This is a genomic window from Fulvivirga sedimenti (genome assembly GCF_020328055.1).
The window spans coordinates 31,015-52,500 of the sequence record NZ_JAIXNE010000011.1; the positions used below are offsets into that span (position 1 = coordinate 31,015).

General features: G+C 44.7%; 19 protein-coding genes and 1 tRNA gene (1 of these 20 only partly in view). 11 read left to right on the top strand and 9 right to left on the bottom strand.

From position 1 onward, the window contains the following. The first annotated feature begins 76 nt into the window (after positions 1 to 76). Both LDX50_RS30390 and LDX50_RS30395 read left to right on the top strand, forming a co-directional pair. Entirely contained in the window at positions 77 to 2,422 is a 2,346-nt protein-coding gene (locus tag LDX50_RS30390; RefSeq protein WP_225700078.1) for a TonB-dependent receptor, read from the top strand. A gap of 17 nt (positions 2,423 to 2,439) precedes the next feature. Beyond that, complete coding sequence (locus tag LDX50_RS30395) at positions 2,440 to 3,357, top strand: proline iminopeptidase-family hydrolase (protein ID WP_225700079.1); 918 nt, start codon at positions 2,440 to 2,442, stop codon at positions 3,355 to 3,357. Here LDX50_RS30395 and LDX50_RS30400 read toward each other — a convergent pair. After that, positions 3,345 to 5,960, bottom strand: coding sequence for an ABC transporter permease (locus LDX50_RS30400; RefSeq protein ID WP_225700080.1), 2,616 nt, complete (start codon positions 5,958 to 5,960; stop codon positions 3,345 to 3,347). The two genes, LDX50_RS30395 and LDX50_RS30400, sit on opposite strands and share 13 nt — an antisense overlap. Then, on the bottom strand, positions 5,960 to 6,295 hold the full coding sequence (locus LDX50_RS30405) for a PadR family transcriptional regulator (protein ID WP_225700081.1): 336 nt from the start codon (positions 6,293 to 6,295) through the stop codon (positions 5,960 to 5,962). The genes LDX50_RS30400 and LDX50_RS30405 overlap by 1 nt, the downstream gene beginning before the upstream one ends. A 199-nt stretch (positions 6,296 to 6,494) precedes the next feature. Here LDX50_RS30405 and LDX50_RS30410 point away from each other — a divergent pair, with 199 nt between their 5' ends. Then, on the top strand, positions 6,495 to 7,247 hold the full coding sequence (locus tag LDX50_RS30410) for an endonuclease/exonuclease/phosphatase family protein (RefSeq protein ID WP_225700082.1): 753 nt from the start codon (positions 6,495 to 6,497) through the stop codon (positions 7,245 to 7,247). A gap of 5 nt (positions 7,248 to 7,252) precedes the next feature. After that, positions 7,253 to 8,161 (top strand): alpha/beta hydrolase, encoded by a 909-nt coding sequence (locus LDX50_RS30415; protein ID WP_225700083.1) that lies wholly within the window; start codon positions 7,253 to 7,255, stop codon positions 8,159 to 8,161. 116 nt (positions 8,162 to 8,277) lie between these two features. Here the strand turns inward: LDX50_RS30415 and LDX50_RS30420 are convergent, their stop codons facing one another. From LDX50_RS30420 to LDX50_RS30440, 5 genes are all read right to left on the bottom strand, one after another. Then, positions 8,278 to 9,714: a S41 family peptidase gene (locus LDX50_RS30420; protein WP_225700084.1), complete on the bottom strand. Its 1,437-nt coding sequence runs from the start codon at positions 9,712 to 9,714 to the stop codon at positions 8,278 to 8,280. Between the two features lie 127 nt (positions 9,715 to 9,841). After that, complete coding sequence (locus tag LDX50_RS30425) at positions 9,842 to 10,411, bottom strand: DUF429 domain-containing protein (RefSeq protein ID WP_225700085.1); 570 nt, start codon at positions 10,409 to 10,411, stop codon at positions 9,842 to 9,844. A gap of 3 nt (positions 10,412 to 10,414) precedes the next feature. After that, positions 10,415 to 12,250: a glycosyltransferase gene (locus LDX50_RS30430; RefSeq protein WP_225700086.1), complete on the bottom strand. Its 1,836-nt coding sequence runs from the start codon at positions 12,248 to 12,250 to the stop codon at positions 10,415 to 10,417. Between the two features lie 59 nt (positions 12,251 to 12,309). Beyond that, a complete protein-coding gene (gene msrA, locus LDX50_RS30435; protein ID WP_225700087.1) occupies positions 12,310 to 12,978 on the bottom strand; it encodes a peptide-methionine (S)-S-oxide reductase MsrA in 669 nt (222 codons plus the stop codon). Between the two features lie 54 nt (positions 12,979 to 13,032). Further along, positions 13,033 to 14,091 carry a PA0069 family radical SAM protein gene (locus LDX50_RS30440; RefSeq protein WP_225700088.1) on the bottom strand — a complete coding sequence of 353 codons (1,059 nt, stop codon included), beginning with the start codon at positions 14,089 to 14,091 and terminating at the stop codon, positions 13,033 to 13,035. Between the two features lie 114 nt (positions 14,092 to 14,205). Here LDX50_RS30440 and LDX50_RS30445 point away from each other — a divergent pair. From LDX50_RS30445 to LDX50_RS30455, 3 genes are all read left to right on the top strand, one after another. Continuing rightward, a tRNA-Val gene (locus tag LDX50_RS30445) sits at positions 14,206 to 14,280 on the top strand. A 28-nt stretch (positions 14,281 to 14,308) separates the two neighbouring features. Beyond that, the gene (locus tag LDX50_RS30450) at positions 14,309 to 15,214 is read left to right on the top strand and encodes a glycerophosphodiester phosphodiesterase family protein (RefSeq protein ID WP_225700089.1); all 906 of its coding nucleotides are present in this window, start codon (positions 14,309 to 14,311) and stop codon (positions 15,212 to 15,214) included. Between the two features lie 5 nt (positions 15,215 to 15,219). Next, complete coding sequence (locus LDX50_RS30455) at positions 15,220 to 16,212, top strand: adenosine kinase (protein ID WP_255647456.1); 993 nt, start codon at positions 15,220 to 15,222, stop codon at positions 16,210 to 16,212. A 24-nt stretch (positions 16,213 to 16,236) separates the two neighbouring features. Here the strand turns inward: LDX50_RS30455 and LDX50_RS30460 are convergent, their stop codons facing one another. Continuing rightward, positions 16,237 to 18,045, bottom strand: coding sequence for a hypothetical protein (locus LDX50_RS30460; protein ID WP_225700090.1), 1,809 nt, complete (start codon positions 18,043 to 18,045; stop codon positions 16,237 to 16,239). Further along, positions 18,042 to 19,748 carry a M61 family metallopeptidase gene (locus tag LDX50_RS30465; protein ID WP_225700091.1) on the bottom strand — a complete coding sequence of 569 codons (1,707 nt, stop codon included), beginning with the start codon at positions 19,746 to 19,748 and terminating at the stop codon, positions 18,042 to 18,044. Before LDX50_RS30465 ends, LDX50_RS30460 begins: the two co-directional genes overlap by 4 nt. A 171-nt stretch (positions 19,749 to 19,919) precedes the next feature. On the opposite strand from LDX50_RS30465, the gene rpmH reads away from it, so the two are divergent. The 4 genes in view from rpmH to LDX50_RS30485 are tightly spaced (at most 32 nt apart) and all read left to right on the top strand, a layout consistent with a single transcriptional unit that may run on beyond the window. Further along, positions 19,920 to 20,075 (top strand): 50S ribosomal protein L34, encoded by a 156-nt coding sequence (rpmH, locus tag LDX50_RS30470; RefSeq protein WP_155170611.1) that lies wholly within the window; start codon positions 19,920 to 19,922, stop codon positions 20,073 to 20,075. 32 nt (positions 20,076 to 20,107) lie between these two features. Continuing rightward, positions 20,108 to 20,476 (top strand): ribonuclease P protein component, encoded by a 369-nt coding sequence (rnpA, locus tag LDX50_RS30475; protein WP_225700092.1) that lies wholly within the window; start codon positions 20,108 to 20,110, stop codon positions 20,474 to 20,476. A gap of 1 nt (position 20,477) precedes the next feature. After that, the gene (gene tsaB / locus LDX50_RS30480) at positions 20,478 to 21,161 is read left to right on the top strand and encodes a tRNA (adenosine(37)-N6)-threonylcarbamoyltransferase complex dimerization subunit type 1 TsaB (protein ID WP_225700093.1); all 684 of its coding nucleotides are present in this window, start codon (positions 20,478 to 20,480) and stop codon (positions 21,159 to 21,161) included. A 22-nt stretch (positions 21,162 to 21,183) separates the two neighbouring features. Beyond that, on the top strand, positions 21,184 to 21,486 hold the 5' portion of the coding sequence (locus LDX50_RS30485) for a DUF2480 family protein (protein ID WP_225700094.1). The gene runs 216 nt beyond the window's last position; the window shows 303 of its 519 coding nt (coding positions 1-303); the start codon lies at positions 21,184 to 21,186; its stop codon lies off the right edge, out of view.

Genomic DNA, 21,486 nt, shown 5'->3' on the forward strand with positions numbered 1-21,486 from the left:
TTTTTCCCCGATGGAGTAGGGGTAATTTGAATGTACGTTGTCTTTTGAGAAACAGAAACTCAAAAAAGACAACAACATGAAAACCATTAGATTCTGGGCAGGTTTGCTCGCAATACTTCTCCTGTTGATTCACCAAAGTGTTTCATCCCAGTCATTAACCCAGACTGTGAAGGGTACCATCATTGATGCAGATAGCAGGGCACCCATCGTGGGAGCTAATGTTTATATTCCGGGAACAGATCCTGTTTTAGGGTCTGCAACAGACCTGGATGGAAATTTCAAAATTGAAAACGTGCCGGTGGGCAGGATTGACCTCTTAATTACCAGCATTGGATATGAAGAACGTTACCTATCCAATATTGTCGTTGGTTCGGCAAAGGAAGTGGTGGTGAATGCCGACATTCGTGAATCCCTTATTCGCCTTACCGAGGTGATCGTGACCGATAAAAAACATCAATCAGAGCTTTCGGACGAAATGGTTTTGGTGAGCGGTTTGTCGGTATCCGTTGAAGAGACCAAACGATTTGCAGGGACCATAAATGATCCCGCAAGGCTTGTGACAAGCTTTGCCGGAATCCAGGGTGACCCTGCAGGAAGTAATCATATTGTGGTCCGCGGAAATTCTCCCAATACTGTTATGTGGAGGATGGAAGGAATCGAGATTCCAAACCCTAATCATTTTACAGAAGAGGGAGAAAGCGGCGGGGCCATCAATATTCTTAACAGTAATATGCTGGCCAACTCAGATTTTTATACAGGGGCATTTACGGCAGATTATGGTAATGTTCTCGGAAGCGTTTTTGATATGAAGATGCGGACGGGGAACAACGAAAAGCGCGAATATTCAGTTGGCGTGGGTATTCTTGGAACCGATATTACCCTGGAGGGCCCCTTTAAAAATGGGGGCCGCTCATCTTATCTTGCGAATTACAGGTATTCAACACTTGCGATTCTGGATGACCTGGGCATTGTGGATTTCGGGGGAGTTCCAAAATATCAGGACCTCTCATTCAAGGTGAATATGCCTACAGAAAATGCCGGGTTATTCACTGTTTTTGGGATTGGTGGAAAGAGCAGAATTGATGACGAATATTTCGATGAAAATTCGTCAGAACTGGAAGGTGCTGAATCATTCAGGTCGGCCATGGGTACGGTGAATTTAAATCATGCATATTTTATAAACAGCAATACCTCATTTGACTCCTATGTTGGATTATCCTATAACGGGAGTGATTATTCCTACGACGAATTAAACGAAGTGAGCCAGTCGATGGAACGCGATTACTATGATAATCTTGAAAAATATTCCTGGAGGTTAGGAACTGTTTTTAACACTAAAATCAACGCCCGTCATGTACTCAGGGCCGGAGTGAATCACCAGCAGTTTCATTTTAACTTCTTTCAGGAATACCTTGATGACGATGATAATATGACAACTGGCCTTTCCGATGAAGGCAATGCCGGAATTTTCCGCGTTTTTGGCAGCTGGAAATTTCGGGTTACGGATGACCTTACGATCACTTCCGGGTTGAATTACCAGGCATTTACACTGAATAATGAACAATTGATAGAACCCCGTATTTCATTTAAGTACCGGTTGAATGAACAGCAGTCCATCTTTGGAGGTTTTGGAATGCATAGCCAGATGTCACCGTTGCCGGTATATTATTCTGTGGTTGAAGGCATGGACGGCCGGCCGAATAAGTCGCTTGATTTTATGAAGGCGCGTCATTTTGTGATTGGATATGACTGGGTACTTGGTAAAAATTTATATTTCAAAGCAGAGACATTCTACCAGGAACTGTATGACATACCTGTTGAAAATGATATTACAAGCAGTTATTCACTGATCAATTCGGTAAATGGATTTACTGATAAGGAACTTGTAAACGAAGGAACCGGGATTAATTATGGCCTGGAACTAACCCTGGAACGGTATTTTCAGAACCATTATTATTTTCTGGTTACAGGTTCCTTATATGAGTCGAACTATAAGGCACTGGATGGTATTAAGCGTGACACCCGTTTTAATGGAGGACATGCCGTCAACTTTTTATTTGGTAAGGAGTTTTATCTTCGGGGGAATCAAAACCGGATTTTCAATATAAGTACACGGGTCACCACTACCGGCGGCTTCAGGTTCACACCATTATTGCTCGATGAGAGCATTGAAAAGGGAGAAGGTATCTATGATAATGCGAACCGTTATGGAGTGCCCGGGGATCAGTTTTTTAAATGGGATATTTCAATGTCATATCAATGGAACCGGACCAAAACAAGGCAGGAAATCAAGTTGGAAGTCCAGAACCTGACCAATAACCAGGCGAAAACCAGTGAATACTATAATTCCGATGCGCAAGCGCTGGAAATGGAATATCAGTTGCCACTTTTTCCGGTAATTACCTATACCGTAGAATTTTAAAATCAGTATTTTGTGGAATGCGATATTTCATCCTGTTTTTGGTTCTGAGTACGGCGTGTACTTCGGCAGATATTCAGACTAAAGAAGGTTTCTTTACCTCGAATGGGTCGGAAATTTACTATAGGATCACCGGAGAAGGAGAGCCCCTCATCGTGGTTCATGGCGGACCGGTTCTTGATCATTCATATTTGTTGCCATGGATGGACGAACTGGCCCGTGATTATACAGTGATATATTATGATCAGCGTGCATGCGGGAGGTCCTCCGTTGAGGTGGATACCTCCCGCATGACCATGGAATACTTTGTCGACGATATAGATAACCTTCGCAAATATCTCAACCTTGAGCAAGTGCACCTGCTTGGGCACAGCTGGGGCGGTTTGCTTGCCATGCAATATGCCATTGCCTACCCCGATCATTTGAAATCAATGGTTTTATCGAGTCCCGTTCCACCTAATAATATGGAATGGCAGAAAGAACAAATGGTGCTTTCGGAAATGATTCAACCTGAAGACAGCCTGCGCAGGTCAGTGATAATGCAATCCGGGGAACTGCAAACGAACCCTCAAGATGCAATTACCAGGCTGATGAAATTGTCTTTTAAACCCCAGTTTTATGACACCACAGCCCTTTCTGAATTACAGCTGAACATTCCGGCTGATTTCATGAAGAGGAGCCAGGCTTTTTCATACCTGGCTCCTGATCTGGCTTCGTTTAACCTTTACCCACAATTGGCGAAGCTGCAACTTCCAGTTCTTATCATTTTTGGAAGTGCCGAGCCCGGGGCTGAGATTTCAGGGGAGCGAATGGAATCTGTGATTCCGGGAAGCAGGTTATCTATTGTTCCTGAATCAGGGCACTTTCCCTTTGTTGAGAACGGAGAAGTTTATTTTAAAACGATCAGAAAGTATTTAGAGGGTCATCATTCATACTGAAGAGAATCTGCAGGTTGAGACCGGGCCACTTTATTGATCTGAAAAATGACAGTTGCTATGGCGAAAATACCAATCACCAATACCCCGATTGCCGCCATTAACCAGGGGAAATCGATGCGGAAGGAATAATTTTCAAGCCAGGATTCCATGGAAAGGAAAACCAGTGGGACACTTATCATGGCTGCGATCACCACCAGGATCAGGAATTCACGAACGAAAAGTGATATAACTTCAAAAGTGGATGCACCAAGTACTTTTCTTATCCCCACTTCTTTTGTCCGTTGCGAAGACAGATATGACGCAAGTCCGAACAAGCCCAGTAGTGCAATGAAAATCGCCAGAACAGAAAACACCAGGAAGATATTTCCAAACCTCCGGTCCTCATTGTACAGCGATGCAAACCGTGCGTCCAGAAAAGAATAATCAAGTGGCATAGTTGGATAAAATTCATCCCATGTCTTTTCAAGATGCAATAATCCATCATCTATCTGATCCACCGATAACTTCAATACGAAGAAATCCGGCCACCTGGAAGGAAGGAGAATTGTCGGTTCAACTGCAGACTTTAATGAGGTTCGGTTGAAATCCTTCACAACCCCGATGATCCGGTATTTTTCTTCATCTGTGCCAAATCTTATTTGCTTGTCGATCGCATCCTCCACCGTGAGGCCGCCGTAATTTGACAGAAATGACTCGTTTACCAATAGCGTCATTGAATCTGAAGCCTGGTTATTATTGAAATTCCTTCCTGCCAGGATTTCCATGTCTACTGTAGGGATAAATCCGTCATCAACGATCAGGAGATAGGTGGTGCCCTTAAAAGGCTCCGGGAATCCATCCAGCGTGAGCCGTGATGTAGTCGAATTGATATCGGCCGCATCTCCCCCCGGGACATTCGACGTTTTTCCGATTCGCTCAACGGCATTGTGCTTTAGTAATTCTTCCTTAAAAAGATCAGACTTATACGCAGTCTCCTCGCTGAAAACTTCCGGAGGCTGGAAGGAGATCACCTGATCGGTATTAATTCCAATATCCTTGCTCATCATGTAATTCAGTTGTTTCTGAATAATCAGCGTGCCGGTAATAAGCAGAATCGAGGCAGTAAACTGAACGATGACAAGGCCCTTTCTAAGTAGAATACCCTTTTGTGAATTCCTGAATTTACCTTTCAGTACTTCTGATGGGTTGTACCTGGAAAGTACGACTGCCGGGTAGAATCCGGATAAAAATGTGCCGATAAGGAAGAAGATCAATCCATTTTTTAAAAGCAGATGCATATCCCAAAGCTCTTTCATGATAGGCTTTCCGGCAAGGTTGTTAAATATGGGACTAATCCCACCCACGAGGGCAAAGGCCAGTATGGCAGCAATAAAATTGATGATCAGCGCTTCTACGAGGAACTGACTAATCAGTTGACTTCGGAAAGCTCCAACAACCTTCCGCAGGCCGACTTCTTTGGCGCGTACGATGGCCCTGGCCGTCGAAAGATTTATGTAATTCACCCAGGCGATGAATAGAATGAAGAATGAAATGTACTTCAAAAAGCCAATCGCCGTCTCATTACCGGTAGCTTCCGGTTCAAATGTGAAATCAGATTCCAGGTGAATATCCGTGACAAGCCCGAGTTCCCAACGGGCCCGCTGTTCCTCGAAAATCTTGAAACGTACCTCGTCGAGCTTTGCCTGGAGATTGTCGACTACTGCTCCCGGATCCAATAGTACATAAACGTAATAGTTGTCGTAATTCCAGTTGTCGTAATCGCTTCTTTCAGTAAGGCTGGGGTCTGAAAGGATCATGTCAAATTTGTAATGGGTATTCTTCGGAATATCCTGTACAACTCCTGTCACGACGAATTCCCTTTCAGTTGTCAGTGTAATTTTAAGAGTTTTGCCCAGGGTATTCTCAATACTTCCAAAATAGTCTTCCGCTTTCGATTTCGTCAACACCACCTGGTTTGGCTCACTCAGAAAAGTCCGCGGGTTTCCTGCCAGTATAGCATAGGGGAACAATTCGAAGAAATTCGAATCACCTGAAATAACACTGTTTTCCTGAAGGAGCCGGTCATCGATCCGGATAACCATTCCTTGATCAAATTTTAATGTCGCCGTATAGTTTGTGATCTCCGGCAGTGCCTCTTGCAACTCCCGTCCGGTGGCGTAGGATGCCATTGCATCCTTTGATTCAGATACACCATTAATCAATGCCGTCGAGGTGACCCTGTACAGGTTATCAGCTGTGGCGAGGTGCTGATCATAAGTACTTTCAAAACGTACATACTCACTGATGAGCAGAAAAACAGCCAGACCCAGGGCCAGTCCGCTAACGTTGATTACGGTTGAGAGCTTGTGCCTCAATAAATTCCGTGTTCCGATCTTGAAATAATTGCTAAACATGTCTGTGTTGTTATTTGGGAAAATCTTAAACCTTCTGACCAAAGAAGGCCGCAGGAGCAGGAGTGCCTGTCCGAAATATTTGAGTTCTGCACGAAGTTTGGATTTTGAAAGGTTTCTGCCGTATAACTCATCCATATCCCCGGTGATATCATCCGCCCAGTCAGGGTGGAGAAGCCACATCAGAAATCGCTCCGTTAACTTTTTGATCATCAGATCATTTTCATTTCAAAAGCAACTTTCGGAATAGAATTCCAAAGTTCCAGACGAACATCCTTCGACTCTTCAAGTGCCTGCTTTCCAAGTGCTGTAATTGTGAAGAAACGTTTGGGTTTTCCGCCCCGTTGATTATCCGGGTCGCCGGTACGGCTTTCCAGGAATCCTTTTTTTTCCATTCTATGGAGTGCCGACTGCAATGCTCCAACGCTTACTTTACGCTTCAAACGTTGTTCAATTTCGTCTTTAATAGCCACGCCATAAGCTTCATTGTACAATACACCTACCGTGAGAAGTACAATTTCTTCAAATTCGCCAAGTGATAATTTCATAATCAATTTCCTAATTGTAGTATTGCAAATATGTGAAATTTAAATCAATTTCCTAATTGTAGTATTGATAAAAGTTTTGAAGGCTTTTATTCTGTGTGATAATTAGCTTAATTGATGTATGCTAAGGATACTTATTTCGTGCCTGATCATCTTTATTGGATTCTGTTTACCTGCACACAGTCAGCAGAGGCTATCCTTAATGACTTATAACATTAAGTATGACGATAAGAATGACGCCGGCAATAACTGGGAAATCCGAAAGCCTTGGGTGATTGGATTGATTGATTTTCATGCCCCCGATATTTTTGGTGTGCAGGAAGCCCTGCATCACCAGGTTGAGGATATCAAGCGTGGCCTTCCGGGTTTTACTTATGTTGGTGTTGGCCGTGATGACGGAGAAAGGGCTGGAGAATACAGTCCGGTCTTTTACGATTCAACCCGGTTTACACTTTTAACTTCGGGAACATTCTGGCTTTCTGAGACACCTGCCCAGGTGAGCAAGGGATGGGACGCAGCCTTACCAAGGGTTTGTACCTTTGCTGAATTACGGGATTCTGATGGAAAAAAAATTGTAGTCTACAATGCTCATTTCGATCATATCGGGGTTGAGGCACGCCGAAAGAGTGTTGGCGTGATCGGTGATCACATCAATCATTTTTTTTCTCAGGAAACCATTATTTTCATGGGGGATCTCAACTTTACCGATGATGATCCGGCATATGAAACAGTCATGTCATTGGATTTTGAAGATTCGCGGAATAAGGTGAAACCCTATGGCCCCAAAGCTACATTCAATGGTTTTTCCTGGGATGACATTCCTGAAAACCGTATCGATTATATTTTTCTGCGAGGAAGTGCAGAGGTAAAATCCTATGCTGTTTTAACCGACAGCAGGTATAACCGATATCCTTCAGATCATTTCCCGGTGTTGGTTCGGTGCATTTTAGACTAAACGTTATGAAGTATTTGCTCCTGCTTTGTTCCATGATGTTGCTGAACGGTACATGGGCACCTGCGCAGATTTCCCGGGAGACCGTAAATTATTTTCAGGATCTGAAAATGGATATTTATCAGCGTGATGACCTGGACGAACAGCCTGTATTGCTCTTTGTTCATGGTGGAGGATTTACCGGAGGGAACAGGGATTCAGGGGATATTGAATCTCTCGCGATGCGTCTGGCAGATGAAATGACTGTGGTTTCCATTTCCTATCGTCTCACAATGGTGGGGAAGGGCTTTGGTTGTGATGTAAAAGCAGGGGATAAGCTTCAGGCTTTTGCCAGTGCATCCCTTGATGCCGCCAGGGCGACACTATATCTTATCAACAATGCAGCTGATCTGCGGATCAATCCGGAAAAGATAATTCTTGCCGGCAGTAGCGCAGGCGCAGAAACAGTCCTTCACCTCGCTTATTGGAAAGATGCCAGTACATTTGACGGAAGAAGCGTTTTGCCGCCGGGATTTAGATATGCCGGTGTTATCAGCCTGGCCGGTGCCCTCATCGATGATCAGCTTATAACCTCTGAAAACAGCATGCCCACAATGCTTGTTCATGGCACTTGTGATAACCTGGTGCCCTACGATTATGCCCCGCATCACTACTGTGACAAGGGCTTGCCGGGCTATCTCATGCTTCACGGCGGAGCCAGTATAGCACGGCGGCTGGACTATCTTGCCAGGCCATATTATCTCATAACCATTTGCGGAGGTGATCATGACTGGGCCACCATTTCTATCCGGGAGATGCATGATGAGATGCTGGACTTCATCCGGCAGGATGTGCTTGGAGGGAGAAAACGTTCCCTTCATGAATGGGTTTCGGGATCACATAATTGCAATTACCCGGAGGCAGGGATATGTAAATGATCAATCCCTCACATCAAAAACCATCATCAATATTGTATTGAGAAATAAAAAAGGCCGCAGGTATGTACCCGCGACCATTAAAGTTTTTCGTCAAGCTTGAAAGTGGTTGCCGCTAGCTACCTATCAATCTTTACATTGTCAAATATTATGGGCAGATTGGCTCTTTCCGTTCTTGGCCCGTCAAATTGTAATGGTGTCATAGCTTCCCATGCCTGAACCCGTCCTGCAATGCTGCTTGGTAACACCTCACCGGTGATGTTTTCAATGGCTTTCTTTAACAACGGGTCGCGGATATCCCCTACCGGGTACCAGCGATAGTCAAACTCGTCTATGAAATTTTCACCAACCGGAACAAACCCCTGATCATAATCAGACAGCCCCTGGCTGTTGAACGTTTTCAAAACAATTGGAAGCATTCCATAATCGTTATCGGGATTATCTTCATCTTCTATGGGAATAGAACCCACGTTCTTACCTATGGTCTGGAATCCGATGAGCTCAATATCAATATAGGGATCCAGTCCGTTGATCACCAGCTCGCTTGCAGATGCCGTTTCCCTGCCCACGAGGAAATATACTTTTGGGCCGTTCAGTTGGGATCCAATGTTCCCGGCCTTTTCAATGAATTTTCCCCGAAGGATATCATCTCCATTGGGCAATCCTTCAATATAATTCTGATATAAATCATTCCATACGTTTTCGTAGAAAACAGATGAACTGGTAACATTAGGGGCAATAAGACTTGCCAGGTTTGTAGCTGATGAAATTGCTCCACCGAGATTATAGCGGAGATCCACGACAATATCAGTAACGCCCTGATCCTTGAATGAACCGAAAATGGCATCCATTTCCTGATCGTAAAGATCGGTGTCCTCAGGTCCGGGTGAGAAGAACGTATAAAAGAAATAAGCGATTTTCTTATCCCCCATGGTGTACACTGTATCGAGCAAATTCGGATTTTCGGGAACGACCTCAACGTTCAGACTGATGTCACCTGCCGGCTCGTATTGCCCGGAAACCTCATTGAAGCGCTCATAAGTAATGGTATGATTTTCCTTTACCTGGCTGAGTACCTGTTGGTAATTGCTGGTGGTAATGACTTGTCCGTTAACTGCTGTGATGATATCACTTCTCTGCAATCCTGCATCATCGGCCGGGCTGCCCCTCTTCACATATTTTATTAACGCCACAACTTCCGTAGGACCGCTTTGTACAGGCTGGTAATCATATCCTGCTTCTATGTTTATTCCTTCCAGGCCATTTAACAGATCCTGAAAATCGGGATAGATTCGTGAGAAACGATCGGCGCTGACGACCAGTTCATCATAGAAATAATCAGAAGGATCAAGCTTGTCATTTGTTGCACTTTCCGCAGGAAGCTGGTCTGTCCAGTAATATACTTCATCCATGGTGTCATAAATCCATGCATTTATAGCGCCATACGGATTGTTTGGATCTATGGGTGAAGGGTTATCATCATCCTTGCACGCTGAAACTGCGGTGGTGAGTATCACAATAATCATTGTCCACCTTACTATCAATCTGTTCTTCATATAGTTCCTGGTTTTGAACGTCGTCTAATCTTCAATAATACGGAATTACGTGATTGTAGAAACAATAATTTATTCGGAATAATTCGAATATCGATAAAATGCATTCCTGGTCTTTTGACTATAGGATCTAAACGAGGATCGTGCCCTCGTTCGTATTTCCATAGGTTTTATTATTTCCTTCGGAAAACCGATATCCACTGAACCAGGCTAAAAAGGCATCAGCCTGGTGCCAGTTTTTGAACTCCGATGGCAAATTTTCATGGATCGTTCTGAATTCTTCCTGGAATCTTATCAGATCCTTCTTATAGAACTCTTTTAACGACAGAATGTTGATCAACTGGGCCGGGTAGGTCTCCATTACGGAGATTCCCGAATATTCCCATATAGTCTTCAGGCGGATTGCCCGGGCAGTAAGTCCGCCCATAAAAAGTGGTGACATGGCCCCTGTTTCCCTGTCGCATACGCGGTAATGAAAATCATCGTCAGGTGAAAATTTATTCTTGCCATAGACTTCTGGCAACGTGAGAGGTGCGTCTATAAAAATTTTGGAGGGTGACACGGATTCAATCACGTTTATCAAAAATTGATCTGCGTCTTTCTTTTTTTCTACCTGCTCAAGATGCCATGACCCATCGAGGTAAAAACAGGCAACTGTGGTGCCGGCCTGCCTGGCACCATAATCAATACCGATATGCATGCACTAACTTCTTTTTGACTCCAGACTTTGCACGTAGGCCTGATTGTAATAGCGCACGAGTCCCGACCAATCGAAATGTTCTGAAAGATCTTCTGCTTTGTTGCGCTGTACCATACGATTTCTTCGGGTCAGTTTCAGGAATTTAAACATCATCATTGCCAGGTCCTTGGCTGCAACACGTGGTTTACGGCGATATCTTTTGAGAACATACACACCGGAATCTTCGTGTTTTTCAACGTTTGCGCTGATGTAATCGCCAAATCCGGAAAAATCAGATGTGATTGTCGGAACGCCGCGGGCGATGCTTTCCAGTGGAGTGTAGCCCCACGGCTCATAATAACTTGGGAAAATACCCAGGTGGCACCCTCTTACGAATTCACCATAGTCGATGCCGAACAAGGGTGAGGTGCTGTCTATAAAATCCGGATGGTATACCACCTTTACTTTATCCTTCGGACTGTTCACAAGTTCTGTCCGCCTGATATATTGCAGAATTTCATCATTAATATCGTCAACCAGGTTGTGAGTAACGACAATTGGCCATTTATCAGATTTCCATGATTGCAGGATCCTCCGGTATTTCAGCCGAAGGAAGTCATCCACGAATTTATTGAGATCTGGCAGGCGGTATTCATTTTTAGAACCGGCTGCATCATAGAAAAGTCTTTCTCCCAGCTGCTGCTGGATTGTATCACATGTTTTACGGATTTCTTCCATCACACCACGCGACTGCAGAACTTCCGGATTAATACTCCATGTGGGACGTTTGGTGATAAAAAACATCACGACAGTTACATCCATACCTGACTCCTTAAGCATGCTGTTCAGGATCTGCAGTGCTTCAAGTGTAATGTCGAACCCCTTGTTCTTGAATTCATAACGCCCCGAGGTAAAGAAATAGAGCGTTTTATCCAGGTCGAACGGATGGCTGTTGAAGAAATGACCCATTACGAACTGATGAATGATGTCTTTGTACTTGCCGTGAAGATTCTGAACCTCATGGTATGCCACGAATCGCTTGATATTCAGTCCGTTAGGTGTAATCACGTCTGGAATTCTGGTGAAGAAATACTGGCATTCACGGGCGGTAACTTCGCTAACCGTCGTGAGCACGTCACAAGCCTGTGCCACGAAACGTTCTATCTCTGCAATACCAAGAATATTAAAATGGGTTGCGGCACTTTTCCAGTCATAATCAGGCAGATTATTATAAAAGTCCTCATCATTCATTGCCAGGTAACGGCCCAGTGCTGTCGCGTGAGTCGTAAATACGGTTTTAATCGGCAATTTTTCCTTTCGGAAAGTAAGGATGGGCAGGGCAGCCATCCATTCATGAAATTGGGTAATCAGCTGCTGGTTTTCCTTCTGAAGTTCCTCACTCAGGATTTTGACGAATTTTGTAGACAAATCCGCAAATGCCACTACCTGATTTTGTAATTCCTCCTGCCCGTTTATATGAATGCCATAGTCGGCCAGTAACTGCTGTCGTATTCCTGCCACATCATTCATGGCAGATTTTATATCTAACAGAACTGTATAGGGGCGGCCGGTGACAAGCCAGGTGCCGTAACGTACCTCATAACCTAAATCGCGCATACGGCTAACTGCCTGACCCAACGGGCCATTCAGATCTGTGATCGGATCAAACTCGGCTGATATGTTTGGATTCATCAGCGGCCCAAGCAGACAATAGTTGTCCTGCCACTGGCGCGTCATAACCGGTACTTTTGATCTTATTACGGTATAAATACCTCCAACCTGATTACATACCTCCCATGCACTCTCGATAAGGAAAGCCCCGGATAATTTCTGAACTTGTTCTTCTGGTGTTAACTCCACACGGCTGCTCGTTTTATTCCCGTTTAAGATAATTAAAAATAGGAAAAAACAAGCTGTCTCTATTGAAACTCAGGTTTCAATTTTTCTTTGAACTCTTTCATGAATTTTTCAACTTTCGGTTTTGATACCGACTGGACGTATGGATTTTCGGGGTGAATCTCATAGTAATTCTGGTGATAGTCTTCTGCCTCATAGAAGCTCTTAAAGCGCGTAATTTCGGTAACGATGGGGTTCCTGTATTTTCCGCTTTTGTTCAGCTTTTCTTTCATCGTTGTGGCCAGGGACTTCTCGGAATCAGTTCTGTAAAAAATGGCGCTGCGGTATTGCTTTCCAACATCCGGTCCCTGACGGTTCAAGGTTGTCGGATCGTGGGAAGCAAAGAAAATCTCCAATAATTCCACGTAAGATATCTGATCGCTGTCGTACACCACCCGGACAGCTTCGGCATAGTTGGTTAGCCCGGCGCCCACCTGCTCATACGTTGGATTTTTTTTATCCCCGCCTGAATACCCTGAAACCACATCATAAACTCCCTGAACTCGTTCAAATACAGCTTCGGTACACCAGAAACACCCACTGGCGAAATAAACAGTGTCAAGGCGCTCCTGCTGTGCTGCTGTTAATACCGGTGTGGGATTTGCATACTCCTGGCGCGTTTCCTTTGCCTGGCATGACCATGCAAGAAATATCAACAGAAGAATCGAGTATAAATGATTTGCGGATTTCATAATCTATGTCTTTGCACTATTAACTGATCTGATTGAAATTTTGTTTCGCAGTCGTTAAAACAACCTGAAATTTCCCCCTTTTCGAAATATGCCGGTATTGTAAGGTGGCATTGACATTCCGGCCATATACTTCTCTTTTGATAGCCGGAACATTCTCGAGATTATATCAGCAAAATTACCCTGACCCTTAATTCGTACGCCCCATTCACTGTCATTCACCTTTCCGCCATGCATATCACTGATCTGGTTTATCACTTTGTGTATGCGGTCAGGATAATGATCCGCCAGCCATTTTTTGAAAATGTCGCCTATAGGTCCGTTCAGACGGACCACAGTATAACCTGCACTCCGGGCACCTGCATTTGCTGCCGCCCTTATGATTGCGGGGATCTCATGATGATTGATGCCTGGAATAAGCGGGGCATTCATAATGCCAACGGGTACACCCGCTTTCGTAAGCTCCGATATAGCTTCAAATTTACGGTTGCTGGTAGCGGTTCGTGGCTCCATAACGCGCCGGAGATCTTCATTCAGCGTTGTGATAGAGAAATAGACGTGAACAAGATTATCTGCGGCAAGGTCCTTAAGAATATCCAGATCCCTGAGAACTGTTGTGTTCTTGGTGATAATACCCACAGGATGCCGGTATTTGGCAAAAACTTCCAGCATCTTTCTCGTTAACTTAAGCTTCTGTTCCACAGGCTGATAGCAATCGGTATTTCCTGACAACACGATCGGTTGAGGAATCCAGCTCTTTTGGAGTAGAAACTTTTCCAACAATAAGGGGGCATCCTTCTTTACAATTATCTTCCGTTCGAAATCAAGACCCGCATTCCAGCCCCAGTATTCATGGGTATTTCGGGCGTAGCAGTAAACGCAGCCATGTTCACAGCCCTGGTATGGATTCGCTGAATACATCATTCCGACATCAGGGCTGGTTACTTTATTCACAATATTCGCAGCGCTGTCAAAGAATAGTTCCGTTTCGGGTTTGTCGGATTCCATGGGCTCGTCAAGGCCTTCCGGATGGTCATAAGCGATGTGTTGCCGTAAATATCTGTTTTTCGTATTCAGAGAAGTTCCTCTTCCTTTGATCGGCCCGGTTGATTCCATAATGACAAATATAATAGTAAATACTAAAATAATTAGTAAAAAGATCAGGAATTAACCTATGTGGTCATTGTTTGTTTTATGAAATGGGTACTGTAAATTTACCGCTCATTCAAAGGGGAGTTAGCTCAGTTGGTTCAGAGCACCGCCTTGACAGGGCGGGGGTCGCTGGTTCGAGTCCAGTACTCCCCACATTTTAGCTTTTCTCAGCACCTTACAGATGCACAGAACACTCTCCGTATTTATCCTGTTGGCCATGATGATATCTGGAACCGCACATGCTCAGAAAATTGATATTCAGGGTCACCGCGGAGCGCGCGGTATGTATCCCGAAAACAGTATTCCCGCATTTATATACGCCATTGATCAGGGGGTCACAACTTTGGAGATGGATGTGGTAGTTTCGGCTGATGGGAAGGTTGTGGTATCCCATGAGCCATGGATGAATCATAATATTTGTCTGGCCGCAGACGGAAGTGAACTCACCGGTGATGATAAGTCATACAATTTGTTCAAAATGACATATGAGGAGATCAGCAGATTTGATTGCGGATCAAAGGAAAATAAATCATTCCCGGAACAAAAGAAGGTATTTACGCAGAAGCCGCTACTGTCTGATGTTATCGCTACGGTGGAGCGCTATATGAAAGGAAATACGGGATATGAATTTGATTACAACATTGAGATCAAAAGCAGCGAAAGCGGTGATGGAGTATTTCACCCTTCACCCGAAGAGTTTTCAGACCTGGTATATTCATTGATTGATCAATACCTGCCATGGGAACGCGTTGTGATACAGTCGTTCGATTTTCGGGTACTTCAATACTGGAATAAAAATTATCCGGAAGTCCGGTTGGCGGCTCTTGTTGAAAATGTTCGTTCAGTAGAAACAAATCTTGGTGCCCTGGGCTTTATTCCAGCCATTTACAGTCCGAATTACATGCTGCTGAACAAAAAAGTCGTTGACGAGCTGCATGAACGAAATATAAAAGTGATTCCATGGACAGTTAATGATCCCGACAAGATGCAGGAGCTTGTTAAGATGGGCGTAGATGGATTGATAACGGATTATCCGAATCGCGCAAAAGAAATTGGTTTAACTCTAACATTTGATAAAAAGAAATAGCAATAATGAAATATGATATATATGGCATTGGGAATGCCCTGGTAGATATTGTTACGGAGGTTTCTGATGATTTCCTTGAAGTCCATGAGGTGGAAAAGGGGCTCATGACGCTTGTGGATGCAGACCGTCAGTTACAGCTTGTTGAGGCGATCGATATTCACAATTCAAATATGCAATGCGGGGGTTCCGCGGCAAATACAGTAATCGCCGCCAGTCAGTTTGGCTCGCAGACTTTTTATTCCTGCCTGGTGGCATCCGATGAGATGGGCCACTTTTACATCAGGGATCTGAAAGATAACGGCGTAAGTACCAACCTGCACGAGCACAACCTGCCCGAAGGCGTAACCGGAAAATGCCTGGTAATGACCACACCGGATGCAAGCCGTACGATGAACACCTTCCTGGGCATCACTTCTTCTTTTTCAAAGGTTCAGGTCGATGAAGACGCATTGAAACAATCAAAATACACCTACCTGGAAGGATATCTTGTAACTTCTGAAAATGGGCTTGAAGCAATGATTCATGCACGTGATCTGGCGAGGGCTGCCGGTGTGAAAACGGCACTCACATTTTCTGATCCCAGTATGGTGAAATATTTTAATGCACAGATGCACCAGGTGGCAGCAGGGGGAATTGATCTTCTGTTTTGCAATGAGGAGGAAGCCATGCTCTTTACCGAAACTTCAAGCCTGGAAGACGCCCGCGAGAAGTTAAAGGATGTGGCGAAAAAGTTCGCAATCACACAGGGTGCCAATGGTGCTATGTTGTGGGATGGGGACACATTCATTGATATTGAACCTTATGCGGTAAAGGCACTTGATACCAATGGCGCCGGTGATATGTTTGCCGGAGCATTTCTTTATGGTATCACAAAAGGACACAGCTTTATTGAATCAGGAAAAATGGCAAGCCTTGCCTCATCACAGGTAGTATCTCAGTACGGGCCACGACTGAAAAGAGATCAGGCCAGGAAGATTTTAAACCATCTGTTCGAATAAAAATTTATTCCTGAGGCTTCGAAATTATTGAAGTGCAAACTGGATTTTCTGTACGGGCAAATCCCTGTGTTTTTCGCGTGCCAGTACTTTTTCAAGATTTGGAAACATGTGATAATCGAAATAGGGGTAATGAAGCCAGGTTGCCAGGCTGAACAGCTGGTTGGATTCATCAAGTGGCCTGATCAGGTTGTAAGCGTCTTCATCCCGTCCAAGAAAACGCAGCGCAATCCACTGGCTTCCTATATTTGGGGATATCATACCGGAGGAATAAATCTGTTCCGCAAGTTCACGGTTCCCTTCAGCACACGCCTGTCTTAATTTCGCCATTGCTACAGCGCGCTCACCAATTGTTTCTTTCGAAAGTCGTTCCAGCAAGTCGGCTGCTTCTTCTGTTTGACCAGCCCAAAGAAAGACCCGGTGCGACTGGTAAATCAACTCATTCGAATACGGGAATTTTTCAAGTGCGGTCCGTGCAAATTTTGCTCCGCCCTCATACTCACCAGCCCAAAAATAATTAGCCACAACAGCCGTATAATTTTCCTCATTCTTGAGCATGATCTCTTCGAGGCGATTATTAAAATCCAGGCTCATTTCCCGTTCGTGAAGATGGGAAGATGTTAATATTGCAAGTTTCAGGGCATCCTCATCATTGGGGCGATCATTCAGGAAATCATTAAGTATTGACAATGTTTTCCTGAATTCAAGGTTTACGAAAGCCTTATTGGCTTCATAGGACTTACGGGTAACCGGGTCACTGAATTTGATGGCATTGGAAATTCTGTCGTTGAATAAACCGAGTTTCTCATCATAGTTCAAATCCAGAAATCCATAATTCAGAACAACGGGTGTGAGTTCCGACTGGTATAACAATGCACTTTCATAATATGCTTCAGCAAATTGGGGATCTAATTTAATTGCTTCCTCAAAATAATTGTTGGCTTCGGGAAGTCTGCTGTTGATCCGGGCCGCTTTACCTTTTAAATATACCTGGTAAGCTTCTACAGATTGTGTTCCGGCCTCGATCATTTGCTCCAGCTCCTCGGGATCCATTACCGTTTCCAGGGCACTGGCAATTTTGAAAGCAATATCTTCCTGTACCTGGATGATATCGTCCCTTGACTGATCATAGGTTTCTGACCACAGGTGAAATCCGTCAGAAGCGCGAATCAGCTGGGCAGTAATGCGGATTTTTTCAGATGATTGCCGGACGGAGCCTTCCAGAATGTGCGCTACACCGAGTGTATCGGCGATGGAACGCGCATCAATATTCCGATCCTTGAACTGGAAGGAGGAGGTTCGTGAAGCCACCTGAAGGTCCGGCGTCTTCGCCAGCGCATTCAGGATTTCTTCGGTAAGTCCGTCAGCGAAATATTCCTGTTCGCCGCCGGCGTTAAAATCATCAAAGGGCAGGACTGCTATGGACTTGTCCAGAACAGATGCCTTCAAAACCTGTGTTTCGGTATCATTAATGGTGGATTTGGCAAAGAAAACACGTTCTGCCAACAGAAACAGGATTAAAACCGATAATGCTCCAATGATCAACCGGTTAATTCTCTTTCCCGTGGAAGGTGCAATGGATGTCGTTTTGTCAATTTCCTTCGTTTTTTTCAGACCTTCAGGGGTGAGTTCGAAGGCCCAGGCAACGATCAGGGCGATGGGAAAACCAACGGCCACGAAAATAATAAAGAATGCCGGTACCCATTCGGGTAATCCAAGCGGGCCGGTAATGGCAACGACGACCTGAATGATCAGCCATCCTACAATCGCGTACGCGGTCGCCACCTTGAAGACATTACGCCTGCGTAATTCGGAAATGAGCTTATTTAGATTCATCCTTCGATATTCAACCAGTTATGAAGGTTTGTGAGCTGGCTGCCGCTGATATTTGGGGATCGCCTGACCTGATAAGTTGGAAAAAAAGTGTGTTTGGCGGCATGGATTTGGATATTCTTTTTAACTCCTTTCCTCAATATAGTTATTCTTAATTCATCTTCCGAAAATCCGGAGATAAGATCAGCAGTAACTTTTTGTCCGTCTATATCAAGTACTTCATCATCCGGTCTGAGTGATTCGGATGCCGGGCTTCCCGGAATAGTCTTTAACACCTTCCATTGTGCTCCGGATTCTGAAATACGCAATCCATATGCCCGTTCAAAGAAATTCTCATTATCGACGTCATTAATTTCAAGTCCAAATTCGTTGAGCATTGCGTCCAGTTCACTTCGCGTGTCCTCTGTTCCGTAAACGTATTTATCAAAGAACTCATCCAGCGAAGTGTTGCAAAGCTGCTCGGCAATCGACTGAATGTTTTCCGAGGAATATCCTTTCTGGTACCGTGCAAAGTCATAGTAGAGAATATTCATGAGGGAAACGATTGACTGCTCATGGTTGGTAGCCAGTCGAATCTTCAGGTCCAGTAGCAATGCAATAATGGCGCCTTCCACATAAATGGAACTTTTGCGATGCGGTGCACTTGCCTGGTACCCGTCAACCCAAAGATCGATACTGGAATCAGTTACAGATGTGTGGAGGCGGCCTATATTTTCAAAATGTCTTTTGTATAACTTGCCCAGCTCATTGAGGTACCATGCTTCATTTTTCACGCCCGAAGCGACCAGAAAAAGATCTCCCAGATAGGTGGTGAACCCTTCCGCGACATAGCCTGTATTGAATACGGGCACCTCATTGAATTTATAAGGGAGCAGCTCCTTTGGTCGTATTTTAAGGATATTCCATGCATGGAATAATTCGTGCGAGCTGATACCCAGCAGTTCGTCATATAATTCGCCGGATAGTGTAGCCCTCGGTCCCAGGCAAATTACCGTACTTGCGGCATGCTCGACCCCGTGATAGAGTTTATAGGGTTGTGTAATCAGCAGGAAGTGATAAGCAGATTCCGGGAATTCCTTCATGCAGTCGATCTGAAAAGAGCTGAATTTTTGGAAATCATTGATCAGACGTTGTTCATCAAGTTGATTCTCGCCGTAAATCCAGATATGGAACGGGATATCTCCAGCCGTATAGGTAAGATGCTGAAGGCCCGGGGAGGATAGAAGCGGAGCATCGGCGAGCATATAATAATTTTCTGCGCTGAATACCCCATGTGCCGGGGAGGAAAGCGAACACCCCTGCTGATATCCTTCAGGAATGTTGATGTGAACTTCACAGGCTGCCGTTATCCGCTCTGGCATATAAACCAGGCAATTAATAAAATTTATGTAAATAAGGTCTTCATCGATATAAGTGCTGCCGGCATCCAGTTTTCCAGCATAAAATTCATAGGAAACCCGGATGTTTTCCGGCTGGGTTGTTAATAATTCCCATGTGCTGGCATTTCTTTTACTTACGGGCAGTTCCTCCCCCTGATCATTATGGATACGCATATCGCGCACGTATTTCGCATAATGGGCTGCTTCATAACGGCCGGGCCTCCAAATGGGAAGCTGCAAGATGCTTCCGCTTTTTACCTCATTAGCCTCGAAAGTGACCCGAATATACTGTGTGTTTATTTGAGAGCAGTCTAGCGTATATTTCATCGTGAAAAGTTACTACATTTGATCCATATTTTGGTGGCTACCGCCAGGGATGCAAAAATATTTTTAGGAGAAGTATGTTTCCATTGTTGGAGATAATTAAAATGCTCTTTATCTTTGCACCCCATTTAAGAGAATAGTACGCTGTGCGAGCAGCCTGAAAATAGGATAGCAATGAAAAGAACATTTCAACCATCGCAACGTAAAAGAAAGAACAAGCACGGTTTCAGATCGCGCATGGAATCTGCTAACGGACGTGCCGTATTGGCGAGACGTCGTGCTAAGGGAAGAAAGAAGCTGACGGTTTCTGACGAGAAGACCCATAAGTAATACCTTGCGCGGTTGATGTGAAGTCCATCAACATGCAAAAAGAAAAAATTCAGGGCTTCGGCAAAGACGAACGTCTTTACAGGAAAAAAGAAATTAAGGAACTCTTTGATAAGGGTTCCTCTTTTTATTTGCATCCACTCAAGGTAATTTTCATGCCAAATCCGGCATCGGATTGTCACCAGGTATTGTTTACGGTCTCAAAGCGTAATTTCAAGCGTGCCCCTGACCGTAACCTGGTAAAGCGCCGAATGCGTGAATCATACAGAAAGCATAAGACAGGGCTAAAGGATCTGCCTCCAATGATGATTGCGTATATTTATGCGCGCAATGAAATGCTGGACTATTCAAAGGTAGAATCAGCCATCATTCAAAGTTTCACACGAATCAGAAATTTCGGATAATATGCCCATTCTCCTATCCATCGAAACGAGCACGCGCGTTTGTTCAGTGGCACTGCAGAATGACGAGACGATTTTGGGCTCTGCCACCCTGCACATTGAGAGGTCCCATGCAGGGTTGCTTGCGGTGCTTGCCGAACGGCTGCTGAAGTCATGCGGGGTACTGCAGACGGAATTGAACGGTGTGATCGTTGCGGAGGGGCCGGGTTCCTATACCGGCCTGAGGATCGGCACCAGTTTCGCAAAGGGCCTTTGTTATGCGCTGAACGTTCCGCTGATTACCGTTGGATCACTTGAGGCACTGGCGTATGGGGTAGCTCCATTTATTGCGGAGCCTGCATTCCTGATACCAATGATGGATGCGCGGCGGATGGAAGTTTATCTTCAGGTACTCAATGAAAAAGCTGAGCCATTCGGAAATGCGAAACCGTTTTTACTGGAATCGGAAGATCTGCTCGAATACCTGGATGACAGGAAGTGTTATTTTTTCGGGAACGGAAGTGAAAAGGCGAAGTCGGTAATAACGCATTCGAATGCACGTTTCATTGACGGTATTGAAGCGGATGCCCGGTACATGTGCCACCCGGGTTTTAGAAAATTTATAGCCGGTGAATTTGCTGATCTTGCATATTTTGAGCCGGAATACCTGAAAGAATTTCAGGCAACAAAACCAAAAAAGCTGATTTAGTGTTTGCAGAGAAAACAGGATTATGGCAGAAACAGGTGAAATTGTAAACAGGGTTGAAAAAAGCGGACTGGTAACCATCAATCTGGAGGAATATTATCATCCGGGTGAGCGGGTGATCTGGGATATGGCCGACTGGCTTTTCCAGGGATTGATTCTGCGTGAAAAGGATTTCAGGACCGGACTGAAAGAAGTTGACTGGTCTGAATATGATGGTAAGAATGTGGCTATCACCTGTTCTGCGGATGCGATTATTCCGACATGGGCGTACATGCTGGTAGCAACCGGGCTGGAGGGCCATGCTCATTTGGTGGTTGTGGGTACGTTG